At 57.7% G+C, this 24,993-nt stretch carries 24 protein-coding genes and 1 pseudogene; 9 read left to right on the forward strand and 16 right to left on the reverse strand.

The genetic code is table 11. The annotated features are described in order from the left end of the window. Positions 1–204: 204 nt before the first annotated feature. The 10 genes from B347_RS0124140 to ubiE form a co-directional block, all read right to left on the reverse strand. On the reverse strand, positions 205–1,773 hold the full coding sequence (locus B347_RS0124140; protein ID WP_019412266.1) for a methyl-accepting chemotaxis protein: 1,569 nt from the start codon (positions 1,771–1,773) through the stop codon (positions 205–207). Between the two features lie 234 nt (positions 1,774–2,007). Continuing rightward, positions 2,008–2,718, reverse strand: a complete 711-nt coding sequence (locus B347_RS0124145) for a 16S rRNA (uracil(1498)-N(3))-methyltransferase (protein WP_019412267.1) — start codon at positions 2,716–2,718, stop codon at positions 2,008–2,010. Next, entirely contained in the window at positions 2,715–3,527 is an 813-nt protein-coding gene (gene tatC / locus B347_RS0124150; protein WP_019412268.1) for a twin-arginine translocase subunit TatC, read from the reverse strand. The genes B347_RS0124145 and tatC overlap by 4 nt, the downstream gene beginning before the upstream one ends. Before the next feature lie 4 nt (positions 3,528–3,531). Further along, the gene (gene tatB, locus B347_RS0124155; RefSeq protein WP_019412269.1) at positions 3,532–3,960 is read right to left on the reverse strand and encodes a Sec-independent protein translocase protein TatB; all 429 of its coding nucleotides are present in this window, start codon (positions 3,958–3,960) and stop codon (positions 3,532–3,534) included. Positions 3,961–3,970: 10 nt separating this feature from the next. Continuing rightward, on the reverse strand, positions 3,971–4,249 hold the full coding sequence (locus B347_RS0124160; RefSeq protein ID WP_019412270.1) for a twin-arginine translocase TatA/TatE family subunit: 279 nt from the start codon (positions 4,247–4,249) through the stop codon (positions 3,971–3,973). Positions 4,250–4,271: 22 nt separating this feature from the next. Continuing rightward, positions 4,272–4,604, reverse strand: a complete 333-nt coding sequence (locus B347_RS0124165) for a phosphoribosyl-ATP diphosphatase (protein ID WP_019412271.1) — start codon at positions 4,602–4,604, stop codon at positions 4,272–4,274. Beyond that, complete coding sequence (gene hisI / locus B347_RS0124170; protein ID WP_019412272.1) at positions 4,597–4,998, reverse strand: phosphoribosyl-AMP cyclohydrolase; 402 nt, start codon at positions 4,996–4,998, stop codon at positions 4,597–4,599. The genes B347_RS0124165 and hisI overlap by 8 nt, the downstream gene beginning before the upstream one ends. Before the next feature lie 93 nt (positions 4,999–5,091). Continuing rightward, the gene (gene ubiB / locus B347_RS0124175) at positions 5,092–6,699 is read right to left on the reverse strand and encodes a ubiquinone biosynthesis regulatory protein kinase UbiB (protein ID WP_019412273.1); all 1,608 of its coding nucleotides are present in this window, start codon (positions 6,697–6,699) and stop codon (positions 5,092–5,094) included. Further along, a complete protein-coding gene (locus B347_RS0124180) occupies positions 6,696–7,319 on the reverse strand; it encodes a ubiquinone biosynthesis accessory factor UbiJ (RefSeq protein WP_019412274.1) in 624 nt (207 codons plus the stop codon). Before B347_RS0124180 ends, ubiB begins: the two co-directional genes overlap by 4 nt. Further along, entirely contained in the window at positions 7,319–8,089 is a 771-nt protein-coding gene (ubiE, locus tag B347_RS0124185) for a bifunctional demethylmenaquinone methyltransferase/2-methoxy-6-polyprenyl-1,4-benzoquinol methylase UbiE (RefSeq protein WP_019412275.1), read from the reverse strand. Before ubiE ends, B347_RS0124180 begins: the two co-directional genes overlap by 1 nt. Before the next feature lie 132 nt (positions 8,090–8,221). On the opposite strand from ubiE, the gene B347_RS0124190 reads away from it, so the two are divergent. Further along, a complete protein-coding gene (locus tag B347_RS0124190) occupies positions 8,222–8,497 on the forward strand; it encodes a polyhydroxyalkanoic acid system family protein (RefSeq protein ID WP_019412276.1) in 276 nt (91 codons plus the stop codon). Positions 8,498–8,695: 198 nt separating this feature from the next. Then, positions 8,696–9,460 (forward strand): phasin family protein, encoded by a 765-nt coding sequence (locus B347_RS0124195; RefSeq protein ID WP_033388259.1) that lies wholly within the window; start codon positions 8,696–8,698, stop codon positions 9,458–9,460. Between the two features lie 92 nt (positions 9,461–9,552). Here B347_RS0124195 and B347_RS0124200 read toward each other — a convergent pair whose 3' ends face one another. The 6 genes from B347_RS0124200 to B347_RS0124230 form a co-directional block, all read right to left on the reverse strand. After that, complete coding sequence (locus tag B347_RS0124200) at positions 9,553–9,930, reverse strand: gamma-butyrobetaine hydroxylase-like domain-containing protein (protein ID WP_019412278.1); 378 nt, start codon at positions 9,928–9,930, stop codon at positions 9,553–9,555. Between the two features lie 70 nt (positions 9,931–10,000). Further along, positions 10,001–11,335 (reverse strand): ATP-dependent protease ATPase subunit HslU, encoded by a 1,335-nt coding sequence (hslU, locus tag B347_RS0124205; RefSeq protein WP_019412279.1) that lies wholly within the window; start codon positions 11,333–11,335, stop codon positions 10,001–10,003. 68 nt (positions 11,336–11,403) lie between these two features. Continuing rightward, on the reverse strand, positions 11,404–11,934 hold the full coding sequence (hslV, locus tag B347_RS0124210; protein ID WP_016783176.1) for an ATP-dependent protease subunit HslV: 531 nt from the start codon (positions 11,932–11,934) through the stop codon (positions 11,404–11,406). A 163-nt stretch (positions 11,935–12,097) separates the two neighbouring features. After that, positions 12,098–12,790, reverse strand: a complete 693-nt coding sequence (locus tag B347_RS0124215) for an SPOR domain-containing protein (RefSeq protein WP_019412280.1) — start codon at positions 12,788–12,790, stop codon at positions 12,098–12,100. 1 nt (position 12,791) lies between these two features. Continuing rightward, positions 12,792–14,528 (reverse strand): arginine--tRNA ligase, encoded by a 1,737-nt coding sequence (gene argS, locus B347_RS0124220; protein ID WP_019412281.1) that lies wholly within the window; start codon positions 14,526–14,528, stop codon positions 12,792–12,794. Between the two features lie 162 nt (positions 14,529–14,690). Continuing rightward, positions 14,691–16,910, reverse strand: coding sequence for a primosomal protein N' (locus tag B347_RS0124230; RefSeq protein WP_019412283.1), 2,220 nt, complete (start codon positions 16,908–16,910; stop codon positions 14,691–14,693). Positions 16,911–17,140: 230 nt separating this feature from the next. Here B347_RS0124230 and rpmE point away from each other — a divergent pair, with 230 nt between their 5' ends. The 7 genes and pseudogenes from rpmE to B347_RS27020 form a co-directional block, all read left to right on the forward strand. Then, entirely contained in the window at positions 17,141–17,365 is a 225-nt protein-coding gene (gene rpmE, locus B347_RS0124235; RefSeq protein ID WP_019412284.1) for a 50S ribosomal protein L31, read from the forward strand. 5 nt (positions 17,366–17,370) lie between these two features. Beyond that, complete coding sequence (locus tag B347_RS0124240; RefSeq protein WP_019412285.1) at positions 17,371–18,198, forward strand: thermonuclease family protein; 828 nt, start codon at positions 17,371–17,373, stop codon at positions 18,196–18,198. A 179-nt stretch (positions 18,199–18,377) separates the two neighbouring features. Continuing rightward, positions 18,378–19,646 (forward strand): malic enzyme-like NAD(P)-binding protein, encoded by a 1,269-nt coding sequence (locus tag B347_RS0124245; protein WP_019412286.1) that lies wholly within the window; start codon positions 18,378–18,380, stop codon positions 19,644–19,646. A 190-nt stretch (positions 19,647–19,836) separates the two neighbouring features. Beyond that, positions 19,837–21,624, forward strand: a complete 1,788-nt coding sequence (locus B347_RS25380; protein ID WP_019412287.1) for a lipase family protein — start codon at positions 19,837–19,839, stop codon at positions 21,622–21,624. 210 nt (positions 21,625–21,834) lie between these two features. Then, positions 21,835–23,904: a type VI secretion system tip protein VgrG gene (locus B347_RS0124255; RefSeq protein ID WP_019412288.1), complete on the forward strand. Its 2,070-nt coding sequence runs from the start codon at positions 21,835–21,837 to the stop codon at positions 23,902–23,904. After that, entirely contained in the window at positions 23,901–24,755 is an 855-nt protein-coding gene (locus B347_RS0124260) for a DUF4123 domain-containing protein (protein WP_019412289.1), read from the forward strand. Before B347_RS0124255 ends, B347_RS0124260 begins: the two co-directional genes overlap by 4 nt. Beyond that, positions 24,752–24,993: pseudogene (locus B347_RS27020) on the forward strand (hypothetical protein); the annotation flags it as partial. The gene B347_RS0124260 and the pseudogene B347_RS27020, both read left to right, overlap by 4 nt.

Genomic DNA, 24,993 nt, shown 5'->3' on the forward strand with positions numbered 1-24,993 from the left:
CGGCGGGCCTGAGGCTTAGCGGCGGTTGCGACAGTCGTTAGTCGGTCCAGAGGGTCGTACGCGTAGTGGGTTACCGACGTTGTTGTGGGTGTTGTCACGGTCGTTCTACCAGCGATTTGGAGGAGAAACGAGTGTGTCGCGGCCCATTGTCGTCGTCTAGCTGGCAAAACTGTCAGGTAAACGACGAAATTTGTCGGGAAGTACTTAGACCTTGAAGCGTCCTACAAGCGTTTGTAAATGAGTCCCCAATCGCGCCAGCTCAATGCTCGACGCTGCGGTTTCTTCGCTGGCAGCGGCCGTTTGATCAGACACATCGCGTACGTTCAACACGCTACGGTTGATCTCTTCGGCCACGGCGCTCTGTTGTTCGGCCGCGGCCGCGATTTGCTGGTTCATGGCCTGGATGGCGGACACGGTGCGGGTGATGTTGCCCAAAGACTGACCTGCTCGACGAGTCAGGTCGACGCTGTTGTCGGTCAGGCTGCGGCTGCTGTCCATGCTGCTGGACACTTGCAAGGTGCCGCTTTGCAGGCCAGCAATCAGCTCTTCGATTTCTTCAGTGGATTGTTGCGTGCGCTGAGCAAGGCTGCGCACTTCATCGGCCACCACGGCAAAACCACGCCCGGCTTCACCGGCTCTGGCGGCTTCAATCGCGGCGTTCAGCGCCAGCAGGTTAGTTTGCTGGGCCACGGATTTGATCACGTCGAGTACGCTGCCAATCTTGTCGCTTTCACGCTTGAGATGGCTCATGGCCTCGGTGGAGTGACCGACCTCAACGGCCAGTTTTTCAATCTGTGCGATCGCTTGCGCAACCACGTTATCGCCTTCGCGAGCTTGCTGATCAGCGGCGGCAGCGGCTTCGGAAGCCTCTTCGGCATTGCGCGCGACTTCCTGCACCGTCGCGGCCATTTCATTCATGGCCGTGGCCACCTGATCAGTTTCAACTTTCTGGTTGTTGACCCCAGCGCTGGTCTGCTCGGTGACCGCTGAAAGCTCCTCGGCGGCACTGGCGATTTGGGTCACGCCCTCGCTGATCCCGCCAATCAACTCACGCAGGCCTTCGGTCATTCGTTGAATGGCGGTTTGCAGTTGGCCCAGTTCATCACGGCGATCGGTCTGGATGTTACGGGTCAGATCACCTGCGGCGACCAACTGAACGGTTTTAAGCGAGCGGTGCAGCGGGATAACGATCTGACGGGTAATGATCCACGCGGCGATGATTCCGATCACCAGCGCCAGCAGTGCGCAACCGGCCAATAGCACTTTGGCTTGCTGGCTGTCTTGGTCACGCTTGGCGGTTTGTATCGACGACAATTTTTGGCTGAGTTCGATCAGGTTATTGCCTTGTTCTTGCATGTGTTGCAACGCTTGCTCGTGTCCTACGCCGGTTTGGGCGAGGTCAGTAAAAGCCTTTCTGTACTCAGCCGCGGCCTTAAGTTGCTGATCGACCAGGGTCAAGTCTTCGGGTGTGGTTAATGCTTTGCGTGAGAGTCCCAGCGAGGTGTCCAGATCGTTCAGCCGCGCATTGACGTCGTGGTAGGCGGTATCGGTCTGGCTAATCTGATAATTGAGCCTTGCAATGCGCAAGTCTTTGGTCTGCCCGATGATCTGTGAAATGTTGGCCAGCTTGTCGCCTCGATCAATGACAGAAACTAAGCCATTCCAGCCAGTTGCAGCGATCAGCAGTGTTAGAACCAACACCAGGCCGAAGCCCAACCCGAGTTTACGATTGACGCTGATATTGCCGAGTAGTTGGGCTAGACGACGGTACATGGTGCAGCTCCTTTATTGACGCGGGTCGAGAGACGAAAAGCGGTCCATTGCTTTACGGCGTTTATGGATTAATAGCGCATCGGCGTCAGAGGAGAGAACTAAAGTACAGTCGTCGAATGTGTGACAGAGATCGCAGGAAGGCACCTCAACCACTGTAGGAGTGAGCTTGTTTTGCGATCTTTTGGTCGTTGAAAAGACCGCGAGGCAAGCTCTGCCTACAGGCGATTCTGGCGTTTAGAACAGGCGAGCGAGAAGGGCGGTGACGGCGGTTTCGACCCGCAGAATGCGGGCGCCGAGTTGCACCGGTTGCAGGCCGGCCTTGGCCAGCAGGTCGATTTCATAAGGAATCCAGCCACCCTCCGGGCCAATGGCCAAGGTCACTGCTTCGTTGAGGCCGCGCGGGCAGTCCGGGTAATCGCCGGGGTGGCCGACCAGACCTAGCGTGCCCTCGACCATGGTTGGCAGGCGGTCTTCGACAAACGGTTTAAAACGTTTTTCGATGATGATTTCAGGCAGAACGCTGTCACGGGCCTGCTCCAAGCCCAAAACAAGCTGCTCGCGAATCGCTTCAGGTTCCAGAAATGGCGTCTGCCAGAAACTTTTTTCAACCCGGTAACTGTTAACCAACACCACCTTGGGCACGCCCATCGACGCCACGGTTTGCAGCACCCGGCGCAGCATTTTCGGGCGCGGCAGGGCCAGCAGCAGGGTCAATGGCAGTTTTTGCGGCGGTGGCTGGTCGAGGCTTAAGATCACCAATTCGGCTTCTTTGGCCTCGAGGCGCACCAACTCGGCAGTGCCCATCAACCCGCCAATACGCCCCACCCGCAGGCTGTCGCCTACGGCTGCACGGTGTACGTCCTGCATGTGCGTCAAGCGCCGGTCGCGCAAGATAACGCGGTCGACAGCGATGAAGTCAGCCTCTTCGAGGAGCAGCAGGTTCACGCTTGAGGTGCTGGCGGTTGAGCGTTGGTGTCACTGTCAGCCGGTTCTTCGTCATCGCTGTGTTTGTTTTTGGTGATCAGGCTGCCAAACAAAATGCCGATTTCGAACAGCATCCACATCGGAATGGCCAGCAAGGTCTGCGAGAAGATGTCCGGCGGAGTCAAGATCATGCCGACCACGAAGCAGCCGATGATCACGTACGGGCGAATCTTGCGCAGGTATTTGACGTCGACGATGCCGATCCAGACCAGCAGCACCACCGCCACCGGAATTTCAAAGGCCACGCCAAAGGCGAAGAACAGGGTCATGACGAAATCAAGGTAGCTGCTGATGTCGGTCATCATCGCCACGCCTTCGGGGGTGGCGGCGGCGAAGAACTTGAACACCAGCGGGAACACCAAGAAGTACGCGAAGGCCATGCCGGCGTAGAACAGAAAGATGCTGGAGATCAGCAGCGGTACGGCAATGCGCTTTTCGTGCTTGTACAGGCCGGGCGCAATGAAGCCCCAGATCTGATGCAGGATCACCGGAATGGCAATAAACAGCGAGACCATCATGGTCAGCTTGAGCGGTGTGAGGAACGGTGAAGCCACGTCGGTGGCGATCATCGTGGCGCCCACCGGCAGGTATTCACGCAGCGGCGTGGAAACCAGGGTGTAGATCTGCTGCGTGAAGGAAAACAAGGCGACGAAGATCAGAAAAATCGCCGCAATACAGCGTAACAAGCGGGTGCGCAGCTCGGTCAGGTGCGAAACCAGCGGCATGGGCTGGTCGTGTTCTGGCTGCTCGTTTTTGGGGGATTCGCTCATGCGCTTAAGGGGCTCGCGGTGGCAGGGTTGGGTCGTGTGGCGCTGGCGGTTGAGGCGCAGGCTCGGACTCGGTCTTGCTCAAGCTGATCGGTGCGGCGCTGGCAGGCGCTGTAGGCGGCGGGGTTACAGGCGCAACCTCAGGCGCAATCACGGGCTCAGTCGGCACCACGGGCGGCACAGGCGGCTGGAGTGGGGCTAGGATCTTCTTGGCCTCCTCTTCCATCGACAAGATGTGTTCGTTGTGCAACTGGCGGCGTATTTCGTCTGCGCCGATTTCACGTTCAACTTCCTGTTTGATTGCATTGAAACTGCGTTTCAAGCGCCCGATCCAGAGGCCCGCCGTACGCGCAGCGCCTGGCAGGCGCTCGGGGCCAAGCACCAGCAGGGCCACCAGGCCGACGAGTAGCAGTTCACCGAAGCTGATACCGAACATTAGTTTTGGCTCACACGTCTTTACGGGTTGGCTCTTCGACTTTTTGTGCCTGCACGTCGATCGTGTGCGGCTCATTCAGGGGCGAAGTGGTGTGCGGAGTTGGCGCAGCAGTGGGCTGTGCAGGGGGAACCACAGGCTCTGCAGGTTTTTCATCGTCGTTCATGGCTTTGCGAAAGCCCTTGATTGATTCGCCCACGTCAGTGCCCAGGTTTTTCAGTTTTTTGGTGCCGAAGACCAGGACCACGACTACCAGAATGACGATCCAGTGTTTCCAGTCAAAAATGCCCATGCTGTGCTCCTTGTAAAAAGGGTTAGGCGGATGGCCGCGAGGCCTTTTCCACGTGTCCGGAGGTGCCGATGCGGCGTTCCAGTTCGTCCAGTACGGCCTGAGGATGCTGACCCAGTTGGGCGAGCATGATCATGCTGTGGAACCATAAGTCAGCTGTTTCATAAATCACATCGCTGCAATCACCACTGATGGCGGCATCTTTGGCGGCGAGGATGGTTTCGAGCGATTCTTCGCCGACCTTCTCCAGAATCTTGTTCAGGCCCTTGTGGTACAGGCTGGCGACATAGGAGCTGTCTGGCGAGGCGCCTTTGCGCTCTTCGAGTACTTGAGCGAGGCGGCTTAGGGTGTCAGTCATGAGAATGGCCTGCGTGGTAAATGGCGTTAGGGTCTTTAAGCACCGGATCAACGGTCTTCCACTCGGCGTTTTCGTACACGCGGTAGAAGCAGCTCTGACGGCCGGTATGGCAAGCGATGTCACCGATTTGCTCAACCATGAGGATGATGACGTCAGCGTCACAGTCCAGGCGCATTTCATGCAATTTTTGCACGTGGCCTGATTCTTCACCCTTGCGCCACAGCTTGCCACGCGAGCGTGACCAGTAAATGGCACGATTCTCGGCCGCCGTCAGGCTCAAGGCCTCTCGGTTCATCCAGGCCATCATTAGCACGCGCCCAGTTTTGTGGTCTTGGGCAATCGCCGGCACTAGGCCGTCGTTGTCCCATTTGATCTCGTCCAGCCAGTCTTTCATGTTTGACTCCGCCCTAGCGATTTCACAGTTTGCCAGCCTCACCCAAGAGTGGCTAGAACTCCCTGTAAGCGCTGTCGCAGACTGCGCCAGCATCTAAGCCCGGCGCACGATCAGATAAAGACCAATGGCCAGTAGAATCCCCGCTGGCCAATAGCCTGCCGTGTGCAGCGGTCCGATACTGGCAAGCAAGGCGCCTGCGGCTAAATGCCCGGCCCCAAGCAAGCGCAAGAACCAGCCATCTCTGGGTTCTTGCACCCTCAATTGCTGGTTTTTAGCGTGAGGTTGCGATAAACGCTCCAGCAAATCACGGGTCATACCGGCCAGATGCGGGATTTGCTCAACCTGGCTATGCAAGTTGCGCAGCAAGGTTTTAGGGCTCACGCGCTCGCGCATCCAACGCTCAAGGAACGGCTGCGCGGTGCTCCACAGGTCGAGGTCGGGGTATAACTGACGGCCAAGGCCTTCAATGTTGAGCAGGGTTTTTTGCAGTAAAACCAACTGCGGTTGGACTTCCATATTGAAGCGCCGAGCTGTCTGGAACAGGCGCATCAGTACCTGACCAAAGGAAATCTCTTTCAGCGGCTTTTCAAAAATCGGTTCGCACACCGTTCGAATCGCGGCTTCAAACTCGTTGAGTTTAGTGTTCGCGGGCACCCAGCCCGAATCGATGTGCAATTGCGCCACACGCCGGTAGTCACGCTTGAAGAAAGCGAACAGGTTGCGCGCCAGGTAGTCTTGGTCTTCGGGCGTCAGGCTGCCGACGATGCCGCAATCAATGGCGATGTACTGCGGGCTCCACGGGTTCACCGTGCTGACGAAGATGTTGCCGGGGTGCATGTCGGCATGGAAGAAGCTGTCACGGAACACTTGGGTAAAGAAGATTTCGACCCCGCGCTCTGCGAGCATCTTCATGTCGGTGCGCTGGTCGGCCAACGCTGCCAGGTCGGTGACTTGAATCCCGTAGATGCGCTCCATTACCAAGACTTTTGGGCGGCACCAATCCCAGTAAATCTGCGGCACGTAGAGCAGCGGCGAACCGTCGAAGTTGCGTTTGAGCTGGCTGGCGTTGGCCGCTTCGCGGAGCAAATCGAGTTCGTCGTAAATGGTCTTTTCGTAATCGCTGACCACGTCGACCGGGTGCAGTAGGCGGGCGTCTGCGCTCAAGCGCTCAGCGGTCTTGGCCAGAATGAATAGCCAGGCAAGATCGGAACCGATAATGGGTTTGAGGCCCGGGCGCACGACCTTGACCACCACTTCTTCGCCAGTTTTGAGCTTGGCTGAGTGAACCTGAGCGACCGAGGCCGAGGCCAGCGGTTGAATGTCAAAACGGCTGAAAACGTCGCTGATTGTGGCGCCGAGCTGCTCTTCGATCAGCTTGACCGCCACCTGCGGGTCAAACGGCGGCACGCGGTCTTGCAGCAGCATCAACTCGTCGGCGATGTCCGGGGGCAGCAAGTCGCGGCGAGTCGAGAGAATTTGCCCGAACTTGATGAAGATCGGTCCCAAATCTTGGAGTGCCAGGCGCAGGGCAGCCCCTCGACTCAGTTCCAGTTTTTTACGCGGGAACCAGCGCCACGGCAGCACGTAGCGCAGTGACAACATCCACCACGGCAACGGCAGGGCAAACAGCAGGTCATCCAGGCGGTAGCGAATAACGACGCGCTGGATGCGAAACAAACGGCGTATGGCAAGCAGCTTCATGCGTTATCGCTGGTATTGAGGGATCGGCTGAGACGCTCGAAGCGTGCCTCTAGGCGGTCCAGGTCGAGTTTGAGTTGGTCGAGTTCATCGAAACGCGCTTGCGCTTCATGTTCTCCAACCAAAGTGCGGGCTTCTTCGCTCAGGTACTCTGCCAGATTCTGATTGAGGCTGGCGAATCCGTGCTGATACCAGTTAGCGCGACTGCGCAGGTGGCCGCCGATCAGCGCCGTGGCCACCGGGCCTATCCAGTGCGAGAGCTCGTACTCCCAGTCCAACTCCAGGTCTTGCAGCACGGCAGCCAACTCCATCAGCGCTGCGCTGTCGCCTTCAAGCTCTACTTCAGGGCTATGCAAAATGGCGCTTTTGTCTTTGCTCAACGCCAGTCGCAGCAAGCTCGATGCAGGCGCACGCAAGGTGCAGTCAGCCTCGGCGGCCCATTGCGAGGCCAGCAGCAGGCCTTCATCGCTGGGCAAGATAAATAGCTGCAATGAGGGGCTTGTGCCTTGAACGGCAATCACCTTGCCAGTTAAAGGGCGCAAGCGCGCCATGGCGGTGCCGTCCAGGCGTAAAACCCGGTTGACGCCGCTTTCGACACTGGCGAGAAGGCCGCGCAGCAACATCAGGGTTTGATGCCGCGGTGCAGGGCGACGATGCCTGAGGTCATGTTGTGGTAGGTCACGCGGTCAAAACCGGCCTCGACCATCATCGACTTCAGCGTCTCTTGGTTGGGGTGCATGCGGATCGACTCAGCCAGGTAGCGATAGCTTTCCGGGTCGTTGAGGATCAGCTTGCCGACCATGGGCATAAAGGCGAACGAATAGGCGTCGTACACCTTGGACATCAGTGGGTTGGTAGGTTTTGAAAACTCCAAGACCAGCAAGCGGCCACCCGGCTTGAGCACACGCAGCATGGAGCGCAGCGCGTCTTCTTTATGGGTCACGTTACGCAGGCCAAAGGCAATGGTGACGCAATCGAAATGGTTGTCCGGGAACGGCAGCTTTTCGGCGTCGGCCTGAACGAACTCAATATTGCCTGCCACCCCTTTGTCCAGCAGGCGATCACGGCCGACTTTGAGCATCGATGCGTTGATGTCCGCTAGCACCACGTGACCGGTTGGGCCGACCAGATGCGAGAACTTGCGCGCTAGGTCGCCAGTACCGCCAGCAATGTCTAGCACCTTGTTGCCAGGGCGTACGCCAGATAACTCGATAGTGAAACGCTTCCACAGACGGTGCATGCCGCCCGACAGAACGTCGTTCATCAGGTCATATTTGCCGGCTACGGAGTGGAAAACCTCGGCGACTTTTTCCGCTTTTTGGCTTTCCGGCACGTTCTTGAAGCCGAAGTGGGTGGTGGGTTCGGCATCGCTGCCTTTGCGCTGATCAGTCATATCGCTGTCACCAGAAGAGAATGCTGGACATTCTAATCCCGGTGGCCGGCTTTGTCTTGGCCGGGGGCTGTTGAGGTTTGAATGTGGCCTTCACCCCGTATAGTGACGGCCTAATTTACTCGGAGTGAACCAATGGCTCGTATTAGCGTTGAACGGACCCATAGCCTGGGCCTTGAGGCAGCACGTGAAAAAGCTCAACCGCTGGTTGATAAGCTGGCCGGGCAGTATGGCCTGACCCCTAACTGGGCTGGCGACACGGTAAAACTGAAGCGTTCGGGGGTGAACGGCACCCTAGAAATTGGGGAGAAAACCATCAAGGTTGACGTTGAGCTGGGCCTGTTGATGTCACCGATGAGCGGCATGATTCAATCCGAAATTGAGCGCTCGTTGGACAAAGCCCTGGCGTGAAAGGGTGAATTAACGATGCGATAAATGGCGATGACAGGTGCTCTGCATCGCCATAAGGCTGTAGTGGCTGGATGTGTGATGCGGCCTTGAAACAAGGCGGTTTAGCGTCTAAACCTGATAGAGGTGAGCACGTTGTTCATCTTGATGATTCGACGCTTTAGCTCACAGGCGTCGCAACCGAACATTGAGGGGAACATGATGGCGGCTAAAAAACCGACAGTTAAAGAAAACAAAGCAGAAAGCAACACATGGGTAGGCAAGGTTGAAGAGTACTCGCGCAAAATCTGGCTAGCCGGTTTGGGCGTGTATTCGAAGATCGATACAGACGGCAGCAAGCTGTTTGATACCTTGGTCAAAGATGGCGAGAAAGCCGAAAAGCTGGCCAAGAGTGCAGGCAGTAAATTAGTTGAAGAGGCAAAGGCATCGACTTCTTCTGCGCGCTCACGTGTTGAGGATGTTAAAGACTTGGCGTTGGAAAAATGGAGCGAGTTCGAAGAGGCTTTCGACAAACGCCTGACTAGCGCTATATCCCGTCTGGGAGTTCCGAGCCGTGAAGAGGTGAAAACGCTGCACGCTCAAGTAGAAACGTTGACCAAACACATTGAAAAGTTGACCGCTGCTGCTGCAAAAGTAACCGCGACTAAAGCCGCCGCACCCGCGAGCAAGCGCGCGCCAGCCAAAGCGACGACCGCCAAGCCCGCCGTTAAGCCTGCTGCGGCCAAACCTGCTGCTGCCAAGCCCGCGGCCGCTAAACCAGCCGCCAAGCCAGCACCTGCTAAACCGACAGTCAACGCTGCGGCCAAGCCTGCGGCAAAACCAGCCGCTAAACCTGTCACTAAAGCCCCTGCCAAGGCAGCCGCAAAACCGGCAGCCAAGACAGCGGCCAAACCCGCCGCTAAAAAACCGGCAGCGGTCCAAAAACCAGCCGAAGTGAAGGCCCCGGAGCCAACCACCCCATCCTGAGTTGCACATCCCCAAACTGTAGGAGCTGCCGAAGGCAGCGATCTTTTGATCTTTAAAATCAAAAGATCGCAGCCTTCGTACCTCGGCAGCTCCTACAGCATCAGCTTTACAACTGACTCCGAAGGGTCGCGCGACTTGCCGGCCGCTTTGAGTTCGGCCAGATAGTCCTGCCACAACTCATCTTTGCGTACCCCCAGTTGGTACAGGTAGTCCCAGGTAAATAGGCCGCTGTCATGGCCGTCATCGAAGGTCAGTTTTACTGCGTATTGGCCTGCAGGCTCTATTTTGCTCAAGCCAACGTTAATCTTGCCGAATTGAAGAATCGGCTTGCCATGCCCCTGTACTTCCGCAGACGGGGAGTGCACGCGCAAAAGCTCAGCTGGCAGGTGGTATTCCTCGCCCGAGGCGTATTTAAGGGTCAGGATTTTTGAGGCTTTGTGCAGGTTGATGGCGCTGGGGATCATGGTCATAACCTTTTGGTCTTCACACAAACACAATAGCCGCTGCCGCAGGCTGCGACAGCGGCTACAGGTGCCCGGCTTACAAGATGTAGCGCGAGAGGTCTTCGTTCTCGGCCAGTTCGCCCAAGTGGCTATTCACGTAGTCGGCATCAATTCGAATAGGCTCTTCGTTCTGTGCGCTGGCGATGTCGCCGGCACTGAAAGATACCTCTTCAAGCAGACGCTCTAGCAGTGTGTGCAGGCGACGAGCACCGATGTTTTCGGTTTTCTCGTTAACCTGCCAAGCAATTTGCGCCAAACGTTTGATGCCTTCAGGCATGAACTCGATGTTCAGGCCTTCGGTTTTAAGCAGTTCGCGGTATTGCTCGGTCAACGAAGCGTGCGGCTCACTGAGGATGCGCTCGAAGTCTTCCGGGGTCAGCGCCTTGAGTTCGACACGGATCGGCAGACGGCCTTGCAGCTCAGGTACCAGGTCGCTTGGCTTGCTTAGGTGGAACGCACCAGATGCGATAAACAGGATGTGGTCAGTCTTGACCATGCCCAGCTTGGTGTTGACCGTGCAACCTTCGATCAACGGCAGCAGGTCACGTTGTACGCCCTCGCGGGAAACATCAGCGCCGCCCACGTTGCCGCGCTTGGCAACCTTGTCGATTTCGTCGATGAACACGATGCCGTGCTGCTCGACGGCCTCAAGCGCCTTGGCCTTGAGCTCTTCGTCGTTGACCAAGCGGCTGGCTTCTTCGTCACGTACCATTTTCAGGGCTTCTTTGACTTTCAGCTTGCGGCTCTTGCGCTTGCCTTTGCCCATGTTGGCAAACAGGCTTTGCAGCTGGTTGGTCATTTCTTCCATGCCAGGCGGCGCGGAAATATCGACGCCAGCAATGTCGGCTACTTCGATTTCGATTTCTTTGTCGTCCAACTGGCCTTCACGCAGGCGCTTGCGGAACAGTTGGCGGGTGTTGGAGTCCTGCGGTGCGGCGGCTTCTTCGCCAAACGTGCGGGCAGGCGGCAACAGCGCGTCGAGGATGCGCTCTTCAGCAGCGTCTTCGGCACGGTGACGGACTTTGACGATTTCTTGCTCACGCAGCAGTTTGATCGCAGCATCAGCCAGGTCGCGGATGATCGACTCAACATCGCGGCCGACATAGCCCACTTCGGTGAACTTGGTCGCTTCCACCTTGATGAACGGCGCGTTAGCCAGCTTGGCCAGTCGGCGAGCGATTTCGGTTTTACCGACACCGGTAGGGCCGATCATCAGAATGTTTTTGGGGGTTACTTCAACGCGCAGCTCTTCTGGTAGCTGCATCCGGCGCCAGCGGTTACGCAAAGCGATAGCGACGGCGCGTTTGGCGTCGTCTTGGCCGATGATGTGGCGATTCAGTTCGTGGACGATTTCGCGGGGAGTCATGGACATAGTAATTGGCGTTCCTCTAGCTGATTTAAGGTACACACAGGGGCCAGAGAACTGGCCCAGCAGGTGGCTTATTCAGCGAGGTCCTGCTCCTCAATAGTGATGTTGTGGTTGGTGAACACGCAGATGTCGCCAGCAATGCCGAGTGCGGTCTCAGCGATTTCGCGGGCCGACAGTTCGGTTTTCATCAGCAGGGCGCGGGCTGCCGCTTGGGCGAATGCACCGCCCGAACCCATTGCGATCAAGCCGTCTTCTGGCTCAACCACGTCACCGTTACCGGTGATGATCAGGGAGGCGTCTTTGTTGGCAACTGCCAGCATGGCTTCCAGACGGCTCAGCGAGCGGTCGGTACGCCATTCTTTGGCCAACTCGACAGCAGCGCGAACCAGATGGCCTTGGTGTTTTTCCAGTTGGCCTTCAAAGCGTTCGAACAAGGTAAATGCATCAGCAGTAGCACCGGCAAAACCGGCTATCACCTGGCCGTGGTACAGGCGACGGACTTTTTTCGCGTTGCCTTTCATCACGGTATTGCCAAGTGAAACCTGGCCGTCGCCAGCCATAACGACTTTGCCGTGGCGGCGAACTGAAACGATGGTGGTCAAGGGAGAGTCTCCACGCAGCGGGGCGAAAATGCCTGATGGAGATACATATGGGGGTTGTAGGTTTTTTTTCAACCGGGGGGAGGGAATGCAGATGAATGGAATTGAGATTTAGAGGGGCGCGAACCTCCCACAGGGGGTATTTCCCCTGTGGGATCAGGTGGGATCAGCGGCGCTGTTGCAGTAGCAGGTTGTTGAAGCCGCCACTGGCCAGTTGTTTCTGAGCCACGGTCAATTGTTCGCGATTGCTGAACGGGCCTACCAGTACTCGGTACCAGGTTTCGTCTTTCACCGTCCCCGACTCAACCGAAGCGGTCTGGCCGAGCAGTAGGATCTGCGCCCGCACTTTGTCAGCATCTGCCTGTTTGCGGAACGAACCCGCCTGCAAGAAGAACTTGGTCACGGGTGCCGCTTTGGCCACCGGTGGCGCAGGCGGTGGCGTCAGTCCGTTCAGGGCAGCTTGAGCACGCACCGTGTCGATTTTCGCCGCTTCGGCTGGTGTTACCGGTGCCAGCGGCGCAGTTTGCGGCGTCGGCAAGGTTTTTTCCGGTACAGCTTCTGGCGGTACGATCACTTCCGACTCTGGCAGCAAGGTATAGAAGTCGTACTTGGGCTTTACTGGCTGAGTCGGGCTCGGCGCAGTCTTGTTAGCTTCGGCCACTTGCGATGCTTTCTGTTGCTCTTGCTTGACCCGTTTAACGTCGTCGCCCTTACCGGGTTCGAGCTTCATCAAAAACACGATGAATGCACCCACTGTGAGGCCGATGGCCATCCACAGCCAGCCCGGAATCGGCTTCTTGGCGGGCGCCTGATAACGACTGGCGCCTCGCTTGGGGACAGGTTTCTTCTTGGCGGCCAACTTACATGCGCTCCAGAGTTTCCAGGCCTAGCAGTTCCAGGCCTTGCTTGAGGGTACGGCCCGCCAAGGCTGCCAGGCGCAGACGGCTTTGTTTTTGTGCTTCGTCTTCAGCGTTCAGGATCGGGCAGTTCTCATAGAAGCTGGAGAACAGACCTGCCACTTCGTACAAGTAGGTGCACAGCGTGTGCGGCGTGCCCTTTTCGGCAACGTTGTTCAACACTTCACCGAACTGCGCCAATTTGGCGGCCAGCTCTTGCTCTTGCGGTGCAGCCAGTACGATGTGGCCTTCTACTTGCTCGAAGGTTTTACCCAGCTTGCGGAACACGCCCGCGACGCGGGTGTAGGCATACAGCAGGTAAGGCGCAGTATTGCCTTCAAAGTTCAACATCAGGTCGAAGTTAAAGCTGTAATCGCTGGCGCGGTGCTTGGACAAGTCGGCGTATTTAACCGCGCCGATCCCGACCACCTTGGCGATGGCGCGCAGCTCATCTTCCGGCAACTCAGGGTTCTTCTCTTTCACCAGTGCGTAGGCGCGTTCTTTGGCTTCGTTGAGCAGGTCGATCAGTTTGACTGTGCCGCCATCACGGGTCTTGAACGGACGGCCGTCAGCGCCGTTCATGGTGCCGAAGCCCATGTGTTCCATTTCCATCGGATGGGTCACAAAACCGGCCTTGCGCGCCACGGCAAACACTTGCTGGAAGTGCAGGGCCTGACGCTGGTCGACGAAGTACAGCGCGCGGTCGGCTTTCAGTACACCGCTGCGATAGCGGATGGCCGCCAGGTCAGTGGTGGCGTACAGGTAGCCGCCGTCTGCCTTGACGATAATCACCGGCAGTGGCTCGCCTTCGGCATTTTTGAACTCATCGAGGAACACGCACTGGGCGCCGTTGCTCTCGACGAGCATGCCTTTGGCCTTGAGGTCGTTGACCACGTTGATCAGGTCGTCGTTGTAGGCGCTTTCGCCCATCACGTCGGCCATGGTCAATTTAACGTTCAGCAGTTCGTAGATTTTCTGGCAGTGCGACAGCGAGATGTCTTTGAATTTGGTCCAGAGTGCCAGGCAGTCCGGATCACCGGCTTGCAGCTTGACCACCAAGCTACGGGCGCGGTCAGCAAACTCGGGCGATTCGTCGAAACGCTGTTTGGCGGCGCGGTAGAAGTTCTCGAGGTCGGACAGCTCTTCGCTGGTGATCGGGTTTTCTTCCAGATACGCCATCAGCATGCCGAACTGGGTGCCCCAGTCGCCCACGTGGTTCTGACGGATCACCTCGTCGCCCAGAAACTCCAGCACTCGCGCCACGCCGTCGCCAATGATGGTCGAGCGCAGGTGGCCCACGTGCATCTCTTTGGCCAGGTTAGGTGCTGACATGTCGACCACTGTGCGTTTGGCCGGGCCGGTCTTGTGTACACCGATTTTCGGGTCGGCCAGTGCTGCGTCTAGGCGCGAAGCCAGAGCTTGGGTGTTTTGGAAGAAGTTCAGGAAGCCGGGACCGGCGATCTCGGTCTTGCTGATCTGCTCATCGGCCGGCAGGGCGGCGATGATTTTTTCAGCCAGATCACGCGGCTTCATACCGGCAGGCTTTGCCAGCATCATGGCGATGTTGCTGGCAAAGTCGCCGTGAGTTTTGTCACGGGCGTTTTCCACCTGAATCGCTGGCGTCAGGCCTTCAGGCAACACTCCTTCTGTGACGAGTTGAGCGAGGGCGTGTTGAATCAGCTGGCGAATGGTGTCTTTCATGGTCTTCTCTTTCGACCGCAAGCGCGGTAGCGCTTCAGTGCGCAGGTGGAAAAACTGGGTATTGTCTGCTAACGGAGCTGCAAGCTTCAAGCTTTTAGCCGTCAGCGTGAAACTTTACTGCCTTTACTTGCGGCTTGAAGCTCACAGCTTGCCGCTGCTCCTCTAATAAAGGTCCACGGGGTCGACATCCAGCGACCAGCGGACTTGTCTGCCGCTGGGCATTTGTTCAAGGAACAGCAGCCAGTGGCTGAGTAGCCGATGCAACGGCGCTCGGGCGTTGGCTTGTAATAGTAGTTGAGCACGGTAGCGTCCTGCCCTGCGTTCCATTGGCGCAGGCACGGGGCCGAGCAATTCAATACCGCCCACGTTCAACTCGCCCAGCAAGCGCTCGGCTTCACTGCATGCTTCATCCAGAAAACCTTCGGCCTGGCCCGGCTTATGGGCCTCCGCGCGCAACAGCGCCAAGTGTGCAAAAGGCGGTAAGCCTGCTGCCCGGCGTTCGCTCAAGGCCTGTTCGGCAAAGGCAAAGTAACCCTGTTCAGTCAGTTGGATCAGCAAAGGATGGTCAGCCAAGTGGGTTTGGATAATCACTCGGCCCGGCTCTTCGGCCCGCCCTGCACGGCCTGCGACTTGAACGATCAACTGCGCCATGCGTTCGCTGGCGCGAAAATCGCCAGAGAACAAACCGCCGTCGGCATCCAGGATCGACACCAGCGTCACCCGTGGAAAGTGATGGCCTTTGGCGAGCATTTGCGTGCCCACCAAAATGCATGGCTGACCTTTTTGGATCGTTGCAAACAGCTGGTTCATTGCATCTTTGCGCGAGGTGCTGTCGCGGTCGACACGCAGTACCGGGTAGTCCGGGAATAAAATCCCTAACCGTTCTTCAGCCCGTTCAGTGCCTGCGCCCACCGGCCGCAGGTCGACCTTGCCGCATTGCGGGCAGTTGCGGGGTACGCGCTCAACGTGGCCGCAGTGATGACAGCGCAGCTCGCCAGAGCGCTGATGAACGGTCATGCGCGCATCGCAGCGTTGGCATTCCGACATCCAGCCGCAGTCATGGCACAGCAGTGTCGGCGCGAAGCCGCGGCGGTTGAGAAACACCAGCACTTGTTGGCCCGCTGCCAAGGTTTGTCCAATGGCTTGCTGCATAGGCCCAGAAATTCCGCTGTCCAGCGGGCGACTTTTTACATCCAGACGCAGGAAGCGCGGCTGTTTGGCCCCGCCTGCACGTTCATTAAGGCGCAGTAGGCCATAACGACCGGTGTAGGCGTTGTGCAGGCTTTCGAGGGATGGCGTGGCGGAGCCGAGCACAATCGGGATGTTTTCTTGGCGGGCGCGCACCAATGCCAGGTCACGGGCGTGGTAGCGCAAACCTTCTTGCTGTTTATAAGAACCATCGTGCTCTTCGTCGATGATGATCAACCCCGGGTTTTTCATCGGGGTAAACAGTGCCGAGCGGGTGCCAATAATAATGTCGGCTTCGCCGTCGCGCGCGGCCAGCCAGCTTTCCAGTCGCTCGCGGTCATTGACCGCTGAATGCACCAGCGCGATGCGTGCATTGAAGCGCTGCTCGAAGCGGGCCAGGGTTTGAGGCCCTAGGTTGATCTCTGGGATCAACACCAATGCTTGTTTACCGGCTTCGAGGGTTTCGCGGATCAGTTGCAAATACACTTCGGTCTTGCCGCTGCCCGTCACCCCGGCCAGCAAAAAAGCATGAAAGCTGTCGAACCCGGCGCGAATCGCTTCGCAGGCAGCGCGTTGTTCATCGTTGAGTGGCAGTTCGGGCTGGGCTAGCCAGTGTTCATGCCGTGCGCTGGGTGCGTGGCGACGAATTTCAACGGTTACCAACGCTTTGGCCAGCAGTAGATCGAGGCTGTCTTTGTTCAGCTTCAACTTGCTCAGCAACTGATGGGCCACGCCATGCGGGTGCTGGGCGAGGGTGGCCAAGGCTTCACGCTGGCGCGGTGCGCGAGCGATGCGCGGGTCATCCAGCTTGGCACCGTGGGCTATCTGCCAGAAACGTTCCTGACGGGTTTCGGCCAACTCGCCCTGGCGCAGCAGCACGGGCAACGCCCAGTTCAGCGTATCGCCCAGGCTGTGCTGGTAATACTGCGACGTCCACAGGCACAGCTTGAATAGCGACTCGGGCAGTGGCGGCGTAGCGTCAAGCAAGGCAATGGCGGGTTTAAGCTTATCGGCCGGGACCTCGCTGTGATCGACCACCTCGACCAGGATGCCGATCATCTCGCGCCGCCCGAACGGCACCCGCAAGCGCATGCCTGGCTGTAATTGACTGCGCATCACGCCCGCAGGCGCCCGGTAATCAAACAGGCGGCGCAAGGGTGAAGGCAGGGCAAGGCGCAAAATGGCGTCGGGCACGCGGGGCTCTCATGTGATGGACGGTCAATAGGGCCGGGAGCCTAGCAGACAACGCGCCTTGGTACTAAAAGCAGGGTCGCCGGGCGTTGAAAGTTTAGACGGTTCGCGGGGTAAGAGCCGACCCCCGGTGCTTGCGTCTATGTAAAGGTCTGGTATTATCACCGCCCTAATTTACGTGCGGTATTCAACAATGGTGTTGAGTGGCGGCACGCTAGCCTGAGGAATACCCCATGAAAGCCGATATCCATCCAGCGTACGAAGTCATCCAAGTAACTTGCAGCTGCGGCAACAAGTTCGAAACCCGTTCGAACCTGTGCAAGCCACTGGGTACTGACGTATGCAACGAGTGCCACCCGTTCTACACCGGTAAGCAAAAAACTCTGGACGTTGGCGGTCGTGTTGATCGCTTCAAGACTCGTTTTGGCGCTTTCGGCGCTAAAAAAGTCGCCGAGTAAGGCACATGACCTTGGGCAGGCTTTTGGGTCTGACCGGGTTAATGAAAAAGGCGTCCCTCGCGGGCGCCTTTTTTGTGCCCGCGATTTGGTTTTCAACCGCTCAGGCTGGTGTGCTGTGCCCGGCGCCGCGCACGGTCACCTACGTACAGGTTGAGCGCGTGGTCGATGGCGACTCGCTGCGCCTTAAAGATGGCCGCAGCGTGCGTTTGATCGGCCTCAATGCCCCCGAGACGGGCAAAAAAGGGCGAACCGACGAGCCCCTTGCCGACGCCGCGCGCAAACGCTTGCAAAGCCTGGTCTCGCAGAGCGACGGGCGTGTCGGGTTATTGCCAGGCAAGCAGCCTCAAGACCGCTATGGCCGCACGCTGGCCTATGCCTTTGGCGCCAATGGCAGCAATCTTGAAGCGCAATTGCTGGCTGATGGCTTGGGGTTTCAAATAGCGCTGGCGCCTAACGTTGAAATGCTCGACTGCCAACAAGCGGCTGAGCGTGGCGCTCGTGCGGCCAAAATGGGTGTGTGGCAACAATCGCCGGTGCAGGCGCCGCAGCAAATAAGTCGTTCAGGCTTTGCGCTGGTCGGCGGCAAAGTCAGCAAGGTTCAGCGCAATCGCGGCGGCCTCTGGATCGATCTGGAGGGCGGCTTAGTGGTCCGAATCGCCCCTGATCAATTGGGCAATTTCGAGCAAGTTAACCTCTCAAACCTTCGGGGCAGACAGGTTGAAGTGCGGGGTTGGGTGCTGGATCGTGCACAAGGCGCAGGCCCGAAAACGGGCCAGGCACGCTGGATGTTGTCATTGACGCATCCCGGAATGTTAAAAGTGACTGAGCAATAAAAATTGTAGACAGTTTTAAATATAAATTGTGGACACTCAGCCCTTGCAGGGCGCGGCTCTTGGTCCAAAGTCGTAGGGTAAAGCCCTTGACACTGCTGACTGGTCAGTCTTGTCGGGACTTTGCTACACGCGTATGCTCGGCGATCCGTCGTCCAACAGAAAAAAAGCGGAATGCCCATATGTCTGATTTGAAAACCGCCGCTCTCGAATATCATGCCCAGCCCCGTCCAGGGAAACTGAGTGTCGAGCTCACCAAACCTACCGCTACTGCCCGCGATCTAGCGCTGGCTTACAGCCCAGGTGTAGCCGAACCAGTACGCGAAATCGCCCGCGATCCTGAACTGGCCTACAAATACACTGGCAAGGGCAACCTAGTCGCCGTAATTTCTGACGGCACCGCAATTCTGGGCTTGGGCAACCTCGGCCCATTGGCTTCCAAGCCTGTTATGGAAGGCAAAGGCGTACTGTTCAAGCGCTTTGCCGGTGTGGATGTGTTCGACATCGAAGTTGACGCCGAAAGCCCACAAGCCTTTATCGATACTGTTAAGCGCATCTCCATCACCTTCGGCGGCATCAACCTCGAAGACATCAAGGCGCCTGAGTGCTTTGAGATCGAACGTGCCCTGATCGAGCAGTGCGACATCCCGGTTTTCCACGACGACCAACACGGCACCGCGATCGTTACCGCTGCCGGCATGATCAACGCACTGGAAATCGCTGGCAAAACTCTGGCCGAAGCCAAGATCGTTTGCTTGGGCGCTGGCGCTGCGGCCATCTCCTGCATGAAGCTGCTGGTAAGCATGGGCGCAACCATCGAAAACATCTTCATGGTTGACCGTACCGGCGTGATCCACTCCGGCCGTGATGACCTGAACCAGTACAAAGCAGTATTCGCTCACGCCACTGAAAAACGCACCTTGGCTGACGCCCTGCACGGTGCTGACGTGTTCGTCGGCCTGTCAGGCCCGAACCTGCTGAGCGCTGAAGGCCTGAAGTCCATGGCAGCGAACCCGATTGTGTTCGCGTGCTCTAACCCAGACCCGGAAATCGCCCCGGAACTGGCTCACGCCACCCGTGACGACGTGATCATGGCCACTGGCCGTTCGGACTACCCGAACCAGGTCAACAACGTACTGGGCTTCCCGTTCATCTTCCGTGGTGCTTTGGACGTTCGCGCCAAGCGCATCAACGAAGAAATGAAAATTGCAGCGGCCAACGCACTGCGTGAACTGGCCAAACTGCCAGTGCCACAAGAAGTGTGTGACGCCTATGGCGGCATCAAACTGGAATTCGGTCGTGAGTACATCATCCCGAAACCAATGGATTCGCGCCTGATCACCCTGATCTCTGATGCTGTGGCCAAAGCCGCTATCGAGACAGGTGTGGCAACCCTGCCGTATCCGAAAAACTACCCGCTCAAAAGCGTGGATGACGTGTTCAACGGCTAAGCCGCGATAGCGTCAAACCAAAAGCCCTGGCTCGAAAGAGTCGGGGCTTTTTGCTTTATGGCAATGCCTTTGGCGGTCTCGTTAATCTGATTAGTCTTCTTCCCGCTCGCTTTTGAGAATTGTCTTACATCCTGTCCCGTAACGATCCGTTAGCGTCAGCCCTCTTTCTTTTGACCCTCCAATGACGCACATGGATATGCATACACACGCTATTGCGCGCGCGCGCACCCGCTTTCAATTGGTCGACGAGCAGGGGGCCGGTGAGCCTTTTGCCGGGCTGGCGTATGAGGTTGTAAATAGCGAAGGGCAGGTCACTCTCGGTAATCTGGATGCCACAGGCTGTGGTGCGATAGACAGCCCTTTTGGCGGGCCTGCTGTTGTGCGGTTTACCCGATTGCAGGGGGGGCTTCAGATCACAGAGCTTCAGTTCAGGGCTGAACACACCCGATATGCCAACAAAAACGGGGCCAGGACGCGTAACAATCCCGCTAAAAAAAGTGTGGACACGGACTACTACCAAATTGAAGTCCGACACTTGGTCGAGCATGTTTCGCACCTGCCACCCTTGGTCGATTGCCATTACCCCCTTAATACCCCCACTCAACACTGCATGCAGGCGCGTGGTCAGTTTGGTCTGGGCTTGGCCGTTGGCCGGTTCACGGTGCTTCAGGTTAGGCCGTTGCGAGCACTGAGCCCCATGCTCTGCGCCGCTGCACCGTTGTCTGCACTCAATCGCTACCAAATGGCATTGATGGCCGCGGCGGATGATTGTCCCTTTGCACAACCGCAAGACCGCGCTGTTCATCGAGCTTACCGCCCGCTCTACGAAGACGTGGCGTACTCGAAGCGTTTGCAGGTGGCGCCGGTGTCGACGGCTCAGGTCCTGATCGCCCATAACGATGACGTGCTATTGATCGCCCTTCGCGGCACGCGCAAGGCGGCTGACTTCATGCGCGACACTGATATGCGCCAGGTGCCATTTACAGAGGGCGAGGGCTGTGTGCATCACGGTTTTTACGAAGCCGCCAAGCACGTTTATGACTGCGTGGGCGCGTACTTGAATAAATGCTGCGTCAGTCAAAAAGTGTTGGTCTGCGGGCACGGATTGAACGGGGCTGTGGCGTTGATCCTGAGCCAAATGCTGCGCATTCGTCGGCATATTGCCGACCTGCAACTCTACACCTATGGCGCTCCGCGTGCGGCAGACGCGGCCTTTGTGCAAGCGGCTGAGTCGTTGCTGCATGAGCGGATGGTCAACCATCACGACCCGTTGCCCAGCGGGCCGAGCCGTTGGATGAATACCCCGCTGTCGACTGATGGCGCGCAGCCGATGCTTGGGTTCATCAATGTGCCGCCTGAACTCGGGGTCTTTGTCGCGGGCCTTAGCCAATTGAGGGGCGAGCTTTATCAGCATCACGGCACCTTGTGCCATTTCATGCCTATTGATCGGGGCCAAGGCCAGGTCTCGCAGGTGATGTGGGCGCCGACGAGTGACATCGTCACCCAGCATGCCTTGAGCCGTGCAGTATTTGAGCAGGCGCAAGAGGCGTTAATTAGCGTTGATCACTCTGTTGGCGTCGACAGCTACCTCGCGAACTGCTGGGTTGCCCTGCGACGTACCCAAGAGGCGCTTGAGATGCGACGTTCGCTGGTCACAGAGCCAGAGCTGAGGTTTATCGATCAAGCGTTCGAAAGCATCGCCCAGCAACTGCGTGTCGAGTATCAGCGAGTCATGACATGGCCCGATAAGGACATTCAGGCACAAGAGCGTTCAATCAATTTGCTGATGCGTGAGTTGTGTCGGCTTCACATAACCCGCAAGCGCTTGTGCAGCTTGAGGTTCAAAGTGCCGAGTGCGACGGATGTTTACGGTGAGTACGCGAAACAGCCGCAGGTGCTGGCGCAGAGCCTAGAACGCTGGCTGGAGGGCGATGTGCGCGTTTGCAGTGAGCCGTGGGTGGTGGCGTCTGCGTCCTAGGGTTAATGGCCTCGGCCTAACGGCGACATCCCCCGGTAGGAGCCCACTGTTTAAGTGCGTTACAGAACGATCTTGTATTGAATTGCTCGCTTCCCATGAGGAATAGAGAAGCCTCCTACATCCGCTTTTTGACCCTTCCGTTAACGTCCCCCCTTTGCTAAGGGGGTGGCTTTGTTCGCAAGCGTGCCCTCAGCGTCTGAGGAGTCACGGATGTCCACTTTTGATCACCCATCCCGCTTTAGCCTTAGCATCAGCGGTGTTGAACATGAACTTCGCGTCTTGGCCTTTACCGGCAATGAAGCCATCAGCACGCCCTTCGTCGTTGAGGTCGAATTGGTCAGTGAGCGCTCTGATCTGGACCTCGAAGCGCTGCTGCATCAGCCCGCCTTTCTGGCGTTTGATACGCAGGGCAACGGCATTCACGGGCATATTTCTAGTATCGGCATCAGCAGTCCCGGCCCGCGCCTGACTCACTACTGTCTGACGCTGGAGCCGCAATTGGCGTACCTGGCCTATCGCACCAATCAGCGCATTTTTCAGCGCCTGACCGTTCAGCAAATCATCGAAAAGATCCTGGAAGAGCACGGCATTCTAGGCAATGCCTACACCTTCAACGCGTTCTCGTCTTACACACCACGGGAATACTGCGTGCAGTACGGCGAGTCTGATCTGCGCTTTATCCAGCGCCTGTGTTTTGAGGAAGGTTTTCACTACAGCTTTCGGCACTCACCTGACGGACATCAATTGGTGTTCGGCGACAAACAACAAACCTTCACTGCGCTCAAGCGTCCGACCCCGTATGTGCAAGGTGCAGGCATGGTGGCAGCAGAACCCTCAATCAATCACTTTGAACTGCGCTTTAAAACCCGTACCAATCGCACGGTACGCCGAGATTACGATTTCCAAAAAGCCAGCCGAACATTAGAGGCTGATAGCCATCCGGTCCCTAGCGGACGCGTACTCGAGAACTACAGCTACCCCGGCCGTTTCAGCCAGACCGCCCAAGGCCAAGAGCAGAGTCAGCGCACGCTGGAACACCATCAAGCCGGTTATCGCCAGGCAAACGGATGCAGTGATCAGCCAACCCTGAGCAGTGGCCACTTTTTGACGATGTGCGAGCATGCCAATACTGGGCTCAACACCGGCTGGTTGCTGACGCAGGTCATCCACGAAGGCAAGCAGCCACAGGTCCTTGAAGAGCAGGGCACTAGCTCGCAACCGGCCCCCGCGGATGGCTTTATCCAAGGCTACCGCAACACCTTTCACGTGATCCCCGAAGACGTGACCTACCGTCCCCAGGAGGTCTTCGCCAAACCGCGCATTCTCGGCAGCCAAACCGCCCGCGTCACCGGGCCTGCGGGTGAAGAAATCCATTGCGATGAGTACGGCCGGGTCAAGGTTAAATTCCATTGGGACCGTAGCGGCATCGACAACGATCAAAGCAGTTGCTGGCTGCGCGTGTCGTCAAACTGGGCGGGCGACAGTTATGGCGGTGTGACCATCCCCCGCGTGGGCATGGAAGTGTTGGTGGTCTACCTCGAAGGTGACCCGGACCAGCCGATTATTTCTGCCTGCCTGATCAACAGCCTCAATCCGTCGCCACTCGCGCTGCCTGCCAACAACACCCAAAGCGTGTTCCGTAGCCGCAGCACGCCAGGGGGCGGTGGCTACAACGAGTTGCGCCTCGAGGACCGCAAAGGGCAAGAGCAGATCTACGTCCACGCCCAGCGCGATATGGCGCAACACATCAAGCACGACAGCCGGTTGCAGGTCGATGGCAAACGCGAAGAAACCATCACCGGCAACAGCGTGTCGGTGTTCGACGCCGAAGAGCACCACACCGTCAGCCTTGACCGAAAAGTCCAACTCAACGCCAACGACCACCTGGTGGTCGCGGTCAGCAGTCATACCCGCGTCGGGGTGGCGATGGTCGCCGAAGCCGGAATGCACGTGCACCTCAAGGGCGGAGCGAGTGTGGTCATGGATGCAGGGGCCAACATCACCCTCATGGCAGGCGGGCAGCACGTATTGATAGGCGCAGCAGGGATTTATGCCAGTAGTCCGATTCAGTTGGGCGGTGTACCGATGCCTGGGCTGCCAGCGGTGCCGCTGCTGCCGGGTGAGTCAGAGCGCTTGCTGCCCCCTCAAGCTTTGCCCACCACCGTCGCGCCGTCACAACAGGCGCTAATGGCCGACGCCCACGCAATGGGCACCGATTTCTGCCCCGTGTGCGAAGCCTGCCAAAACGGTGTGTGCCTGCCCGAAGGAGCCTCGCAATGATCCCTGAACGGCCACGCCAGTGGATTGAAGAACAGCGCGGCCTAGGCCGCTGCGTGTGTGTGGTGCTGGACGCTCAAAACGAACTCGAAGCCCGCACTGCATTGCTGAACGGGCGCGCGCCCGATCGTTATTACAGCGTTTACAGCCAAACCCCGGTGACCGAACTGGCGCCTGCTGGCCCGTTCCTGATCGAGCTCGACGGCACTGATACCGAGCGCCTGAGCGAACTGCTTAACGCCCCTGAGCGTAACTGGGGTTGGCTGGCCAGCCTCGCACCGGGGGATTTACCCCTGTGGCTTGAGCATTGGCGTGCACGTGTTTTGGTTAGCGCACGTCCTGAGCGGGCCTTGTATCGGTTCCAAGACAACCGCGTACTGAGCCGAGCGCTGCGGCATCTATCCGCCGAGCAACTCCCGGCCTACCTGGGGCAAGCCATCAGCGTGTGCTACTGGCAAGGCGAGCAGTGGGCCACCACTGACAACCCGGCGCCCGGAAAATACGTGCTGCCCGAGGCTGCGGCTTGGCTAAGTGTGCCTGCACCATCTCGTCAACAGGCGTTTATACATGCACACAACGCCCGTTGTTTTTTGTTAGAGAAACACTTCCCTGCCTTTCATCGATTAGCCGGACAGTTGAACCCCTTCGAGTGGTTGAGTGGCAAACAAACTCAGGCGCTCCAGTGGGGGTGGGTAGAAGAAGCGCAGTTAGTGTTTCTGTTGATACACAGCTTGAAACATCCAGGTTTCGAACTGCCCAAGGCGTGGCATCCGCACCCGCATGAAACGGCAGCTTTGCATTTTGAACGAGTGAGTCAAGCGGCAGAACAAGCAGATAACGGGGTGCAACTATGAAGTTGCCACGTGCGCATCTCGCACTATTAATTAGCGCAGTACTGTGTGTCGGGTGTTCTGCAGGTAAGTCGGATACTTTTGTTTTTACTGCCGATTTACCGCCGAATTTTTATTACCGGGCCGATGCTGTTTACGTGCCTGCCAAAGGCGAGACGTGTACGGTGCCGGGAGGTAAAAATACATGGGTTGAGTTTAATCGTCATTGGCGCAAGGAGTATAAGCCTGATTCAGAGATAGC

It is taken from the genome of Pseudomonas psychrophila HA-4, assembly GCF_000282975.1.
Lineage (GTDB): Bacteria > Pseudomonadota > Gammaproteobacteria > Pseudomonadales > Pseudomonadaceae > Aquipseudomonas > Aquipseudomonas psychrophila_A.

Bases quoted from the DNA above. Each gene is read 5' to 3' on its own strand.
- B347_RS0124140 (WP_019412266.1), bottom strand. From the start codon at position 1,773: ATGTACCGTCGTCTAGCCCAACTACTCGGCAATATCAGCGTCAATCGT.
- tatC (WP_019412268.1), bottom strand. From the start codon at position 3,527: ATGAGCGAATCCCCCAAAAACGAGCAGCCAGAACACGACCAGCCCATG.
- tatB (WP_019412269.1), bottom strand. From the start codon at position 3,960: ATGTTCGGTATCAGCTTCGGTGAACTGCTACTCGTCGGCCTGGTGGCC.
- B347_RS0124160 (WP_019412270.1), bottom strand. From the start codon at position 4,249: ATGGGCATTTTTGACTGGAAACACTGGATCGTCATTCTGGTAGTCGTG.
- B347_RS0124165 (WP_019412271.1), bottom strand. From the start codon at position 4,604: ATGACTGACACCCTAAGCCGCCTCGCTCAAGTACTCGAAGAGCGCAAA.
- hisI (WP_019412272.1), bottom strand. From the start codon at position 4,998: ATGAAAGACTGGCTGGACGAGATCAAATGGGACAACGACGGCCTAGTG.
- ubiB (WP_019412273.1), bottom strand. From the start codon at position 6,699: ATGAAGCTGCTTGCCATACGCCGTTTGTTTCGCATCCAGCGCGTCGTT.
- B347_RS0124180 (WP_019412274.1), bottom strand. From the start codon at position 7,319: ATGTTGCTGCGCGGCCTTCTCGCCAGTGTCGAAAGCGGCGTCAACCGG.
- ubiE (WP_019412275.1), bottom strand. From the start codon at position 8,089: ATGACTGATCAGCGCAAAGGCAGCGATGCCGAACCCACCACCCACTTC.
- B347_RS0124190 (WP_019412276.1), top strand. From the start codon at position 8,222: ATGGCTCGTATTAGCGTTGAACGGACCCATAGCCTGGGCCTTGAGGCA.
- B347_RS0124195 (WP_033388259.1), top strand. From the start codon at position 8,696: ATGGCGGCTAAAAAACCGACAGTTAAAGAAAACAAAGCAGAAAGCAAC.
- B347_RS0124200 (WP_019412278.1), bottom strand. From the start codon at position 9,930: ATGACCATGATCCCCAGCGCCATCAACCTGCACAAAGCCTCAAAAATC.
- hslU (WP_019412279.1), bottom strand. From the start codon at position 11,335: ATGTCCATGACTCCCCGCGAAATCGTCCACGAACTGAATCGCCACATC.
- argS (WP_019412281.1), bottom strand. From the start codon at position 14,528: ATGAAAGACACCATTCGCCAGCTGATTCAACACGCCCTCGCTCAACTC.
- rpmE (WP_019412284.1), top strand. From the start codon at position 17,141: ATGAAAGCCGATATCCATCCAGCGTACGAAGTCATCCAAGTAACTTGC.
- B347_RS0124240 (WP_019412285.1), top strand. From the start codon at position 17,371: ATGACCTTGGGCAGGCTTTTGGGTCTGACCGGGTTAATGAAAAAGGCG.
- B347_RS0124245 (WP_019412286.1), top strand. From the start codon at position 18,378: ATGTCTGATTTGAAAACCGCCGCTCTCGAATATCATGCCCAGCCCCGT.
- B347_RS25380 (WP_019412287.1), top strand. From the start codon at position 19,837: ATGGATATGCATACACACGCTATTGCGCGCGCGCGCACCCGCTTTCAA.
- B347_RS0124255 (WP_019412288.1), top strand. From the start codon at position 21,835: ATGTCCACTTTTGATCACCCATCCCGCTTTAGCCTTAGCATCAGCGGT.
- B347_RS0124260 (WP_019412289.1), top strand. From the start codon at position 23,901: ATGATCCCTGAACGGCCACGCCAGTGGATTGAAGAACAGCGCGGCCTA.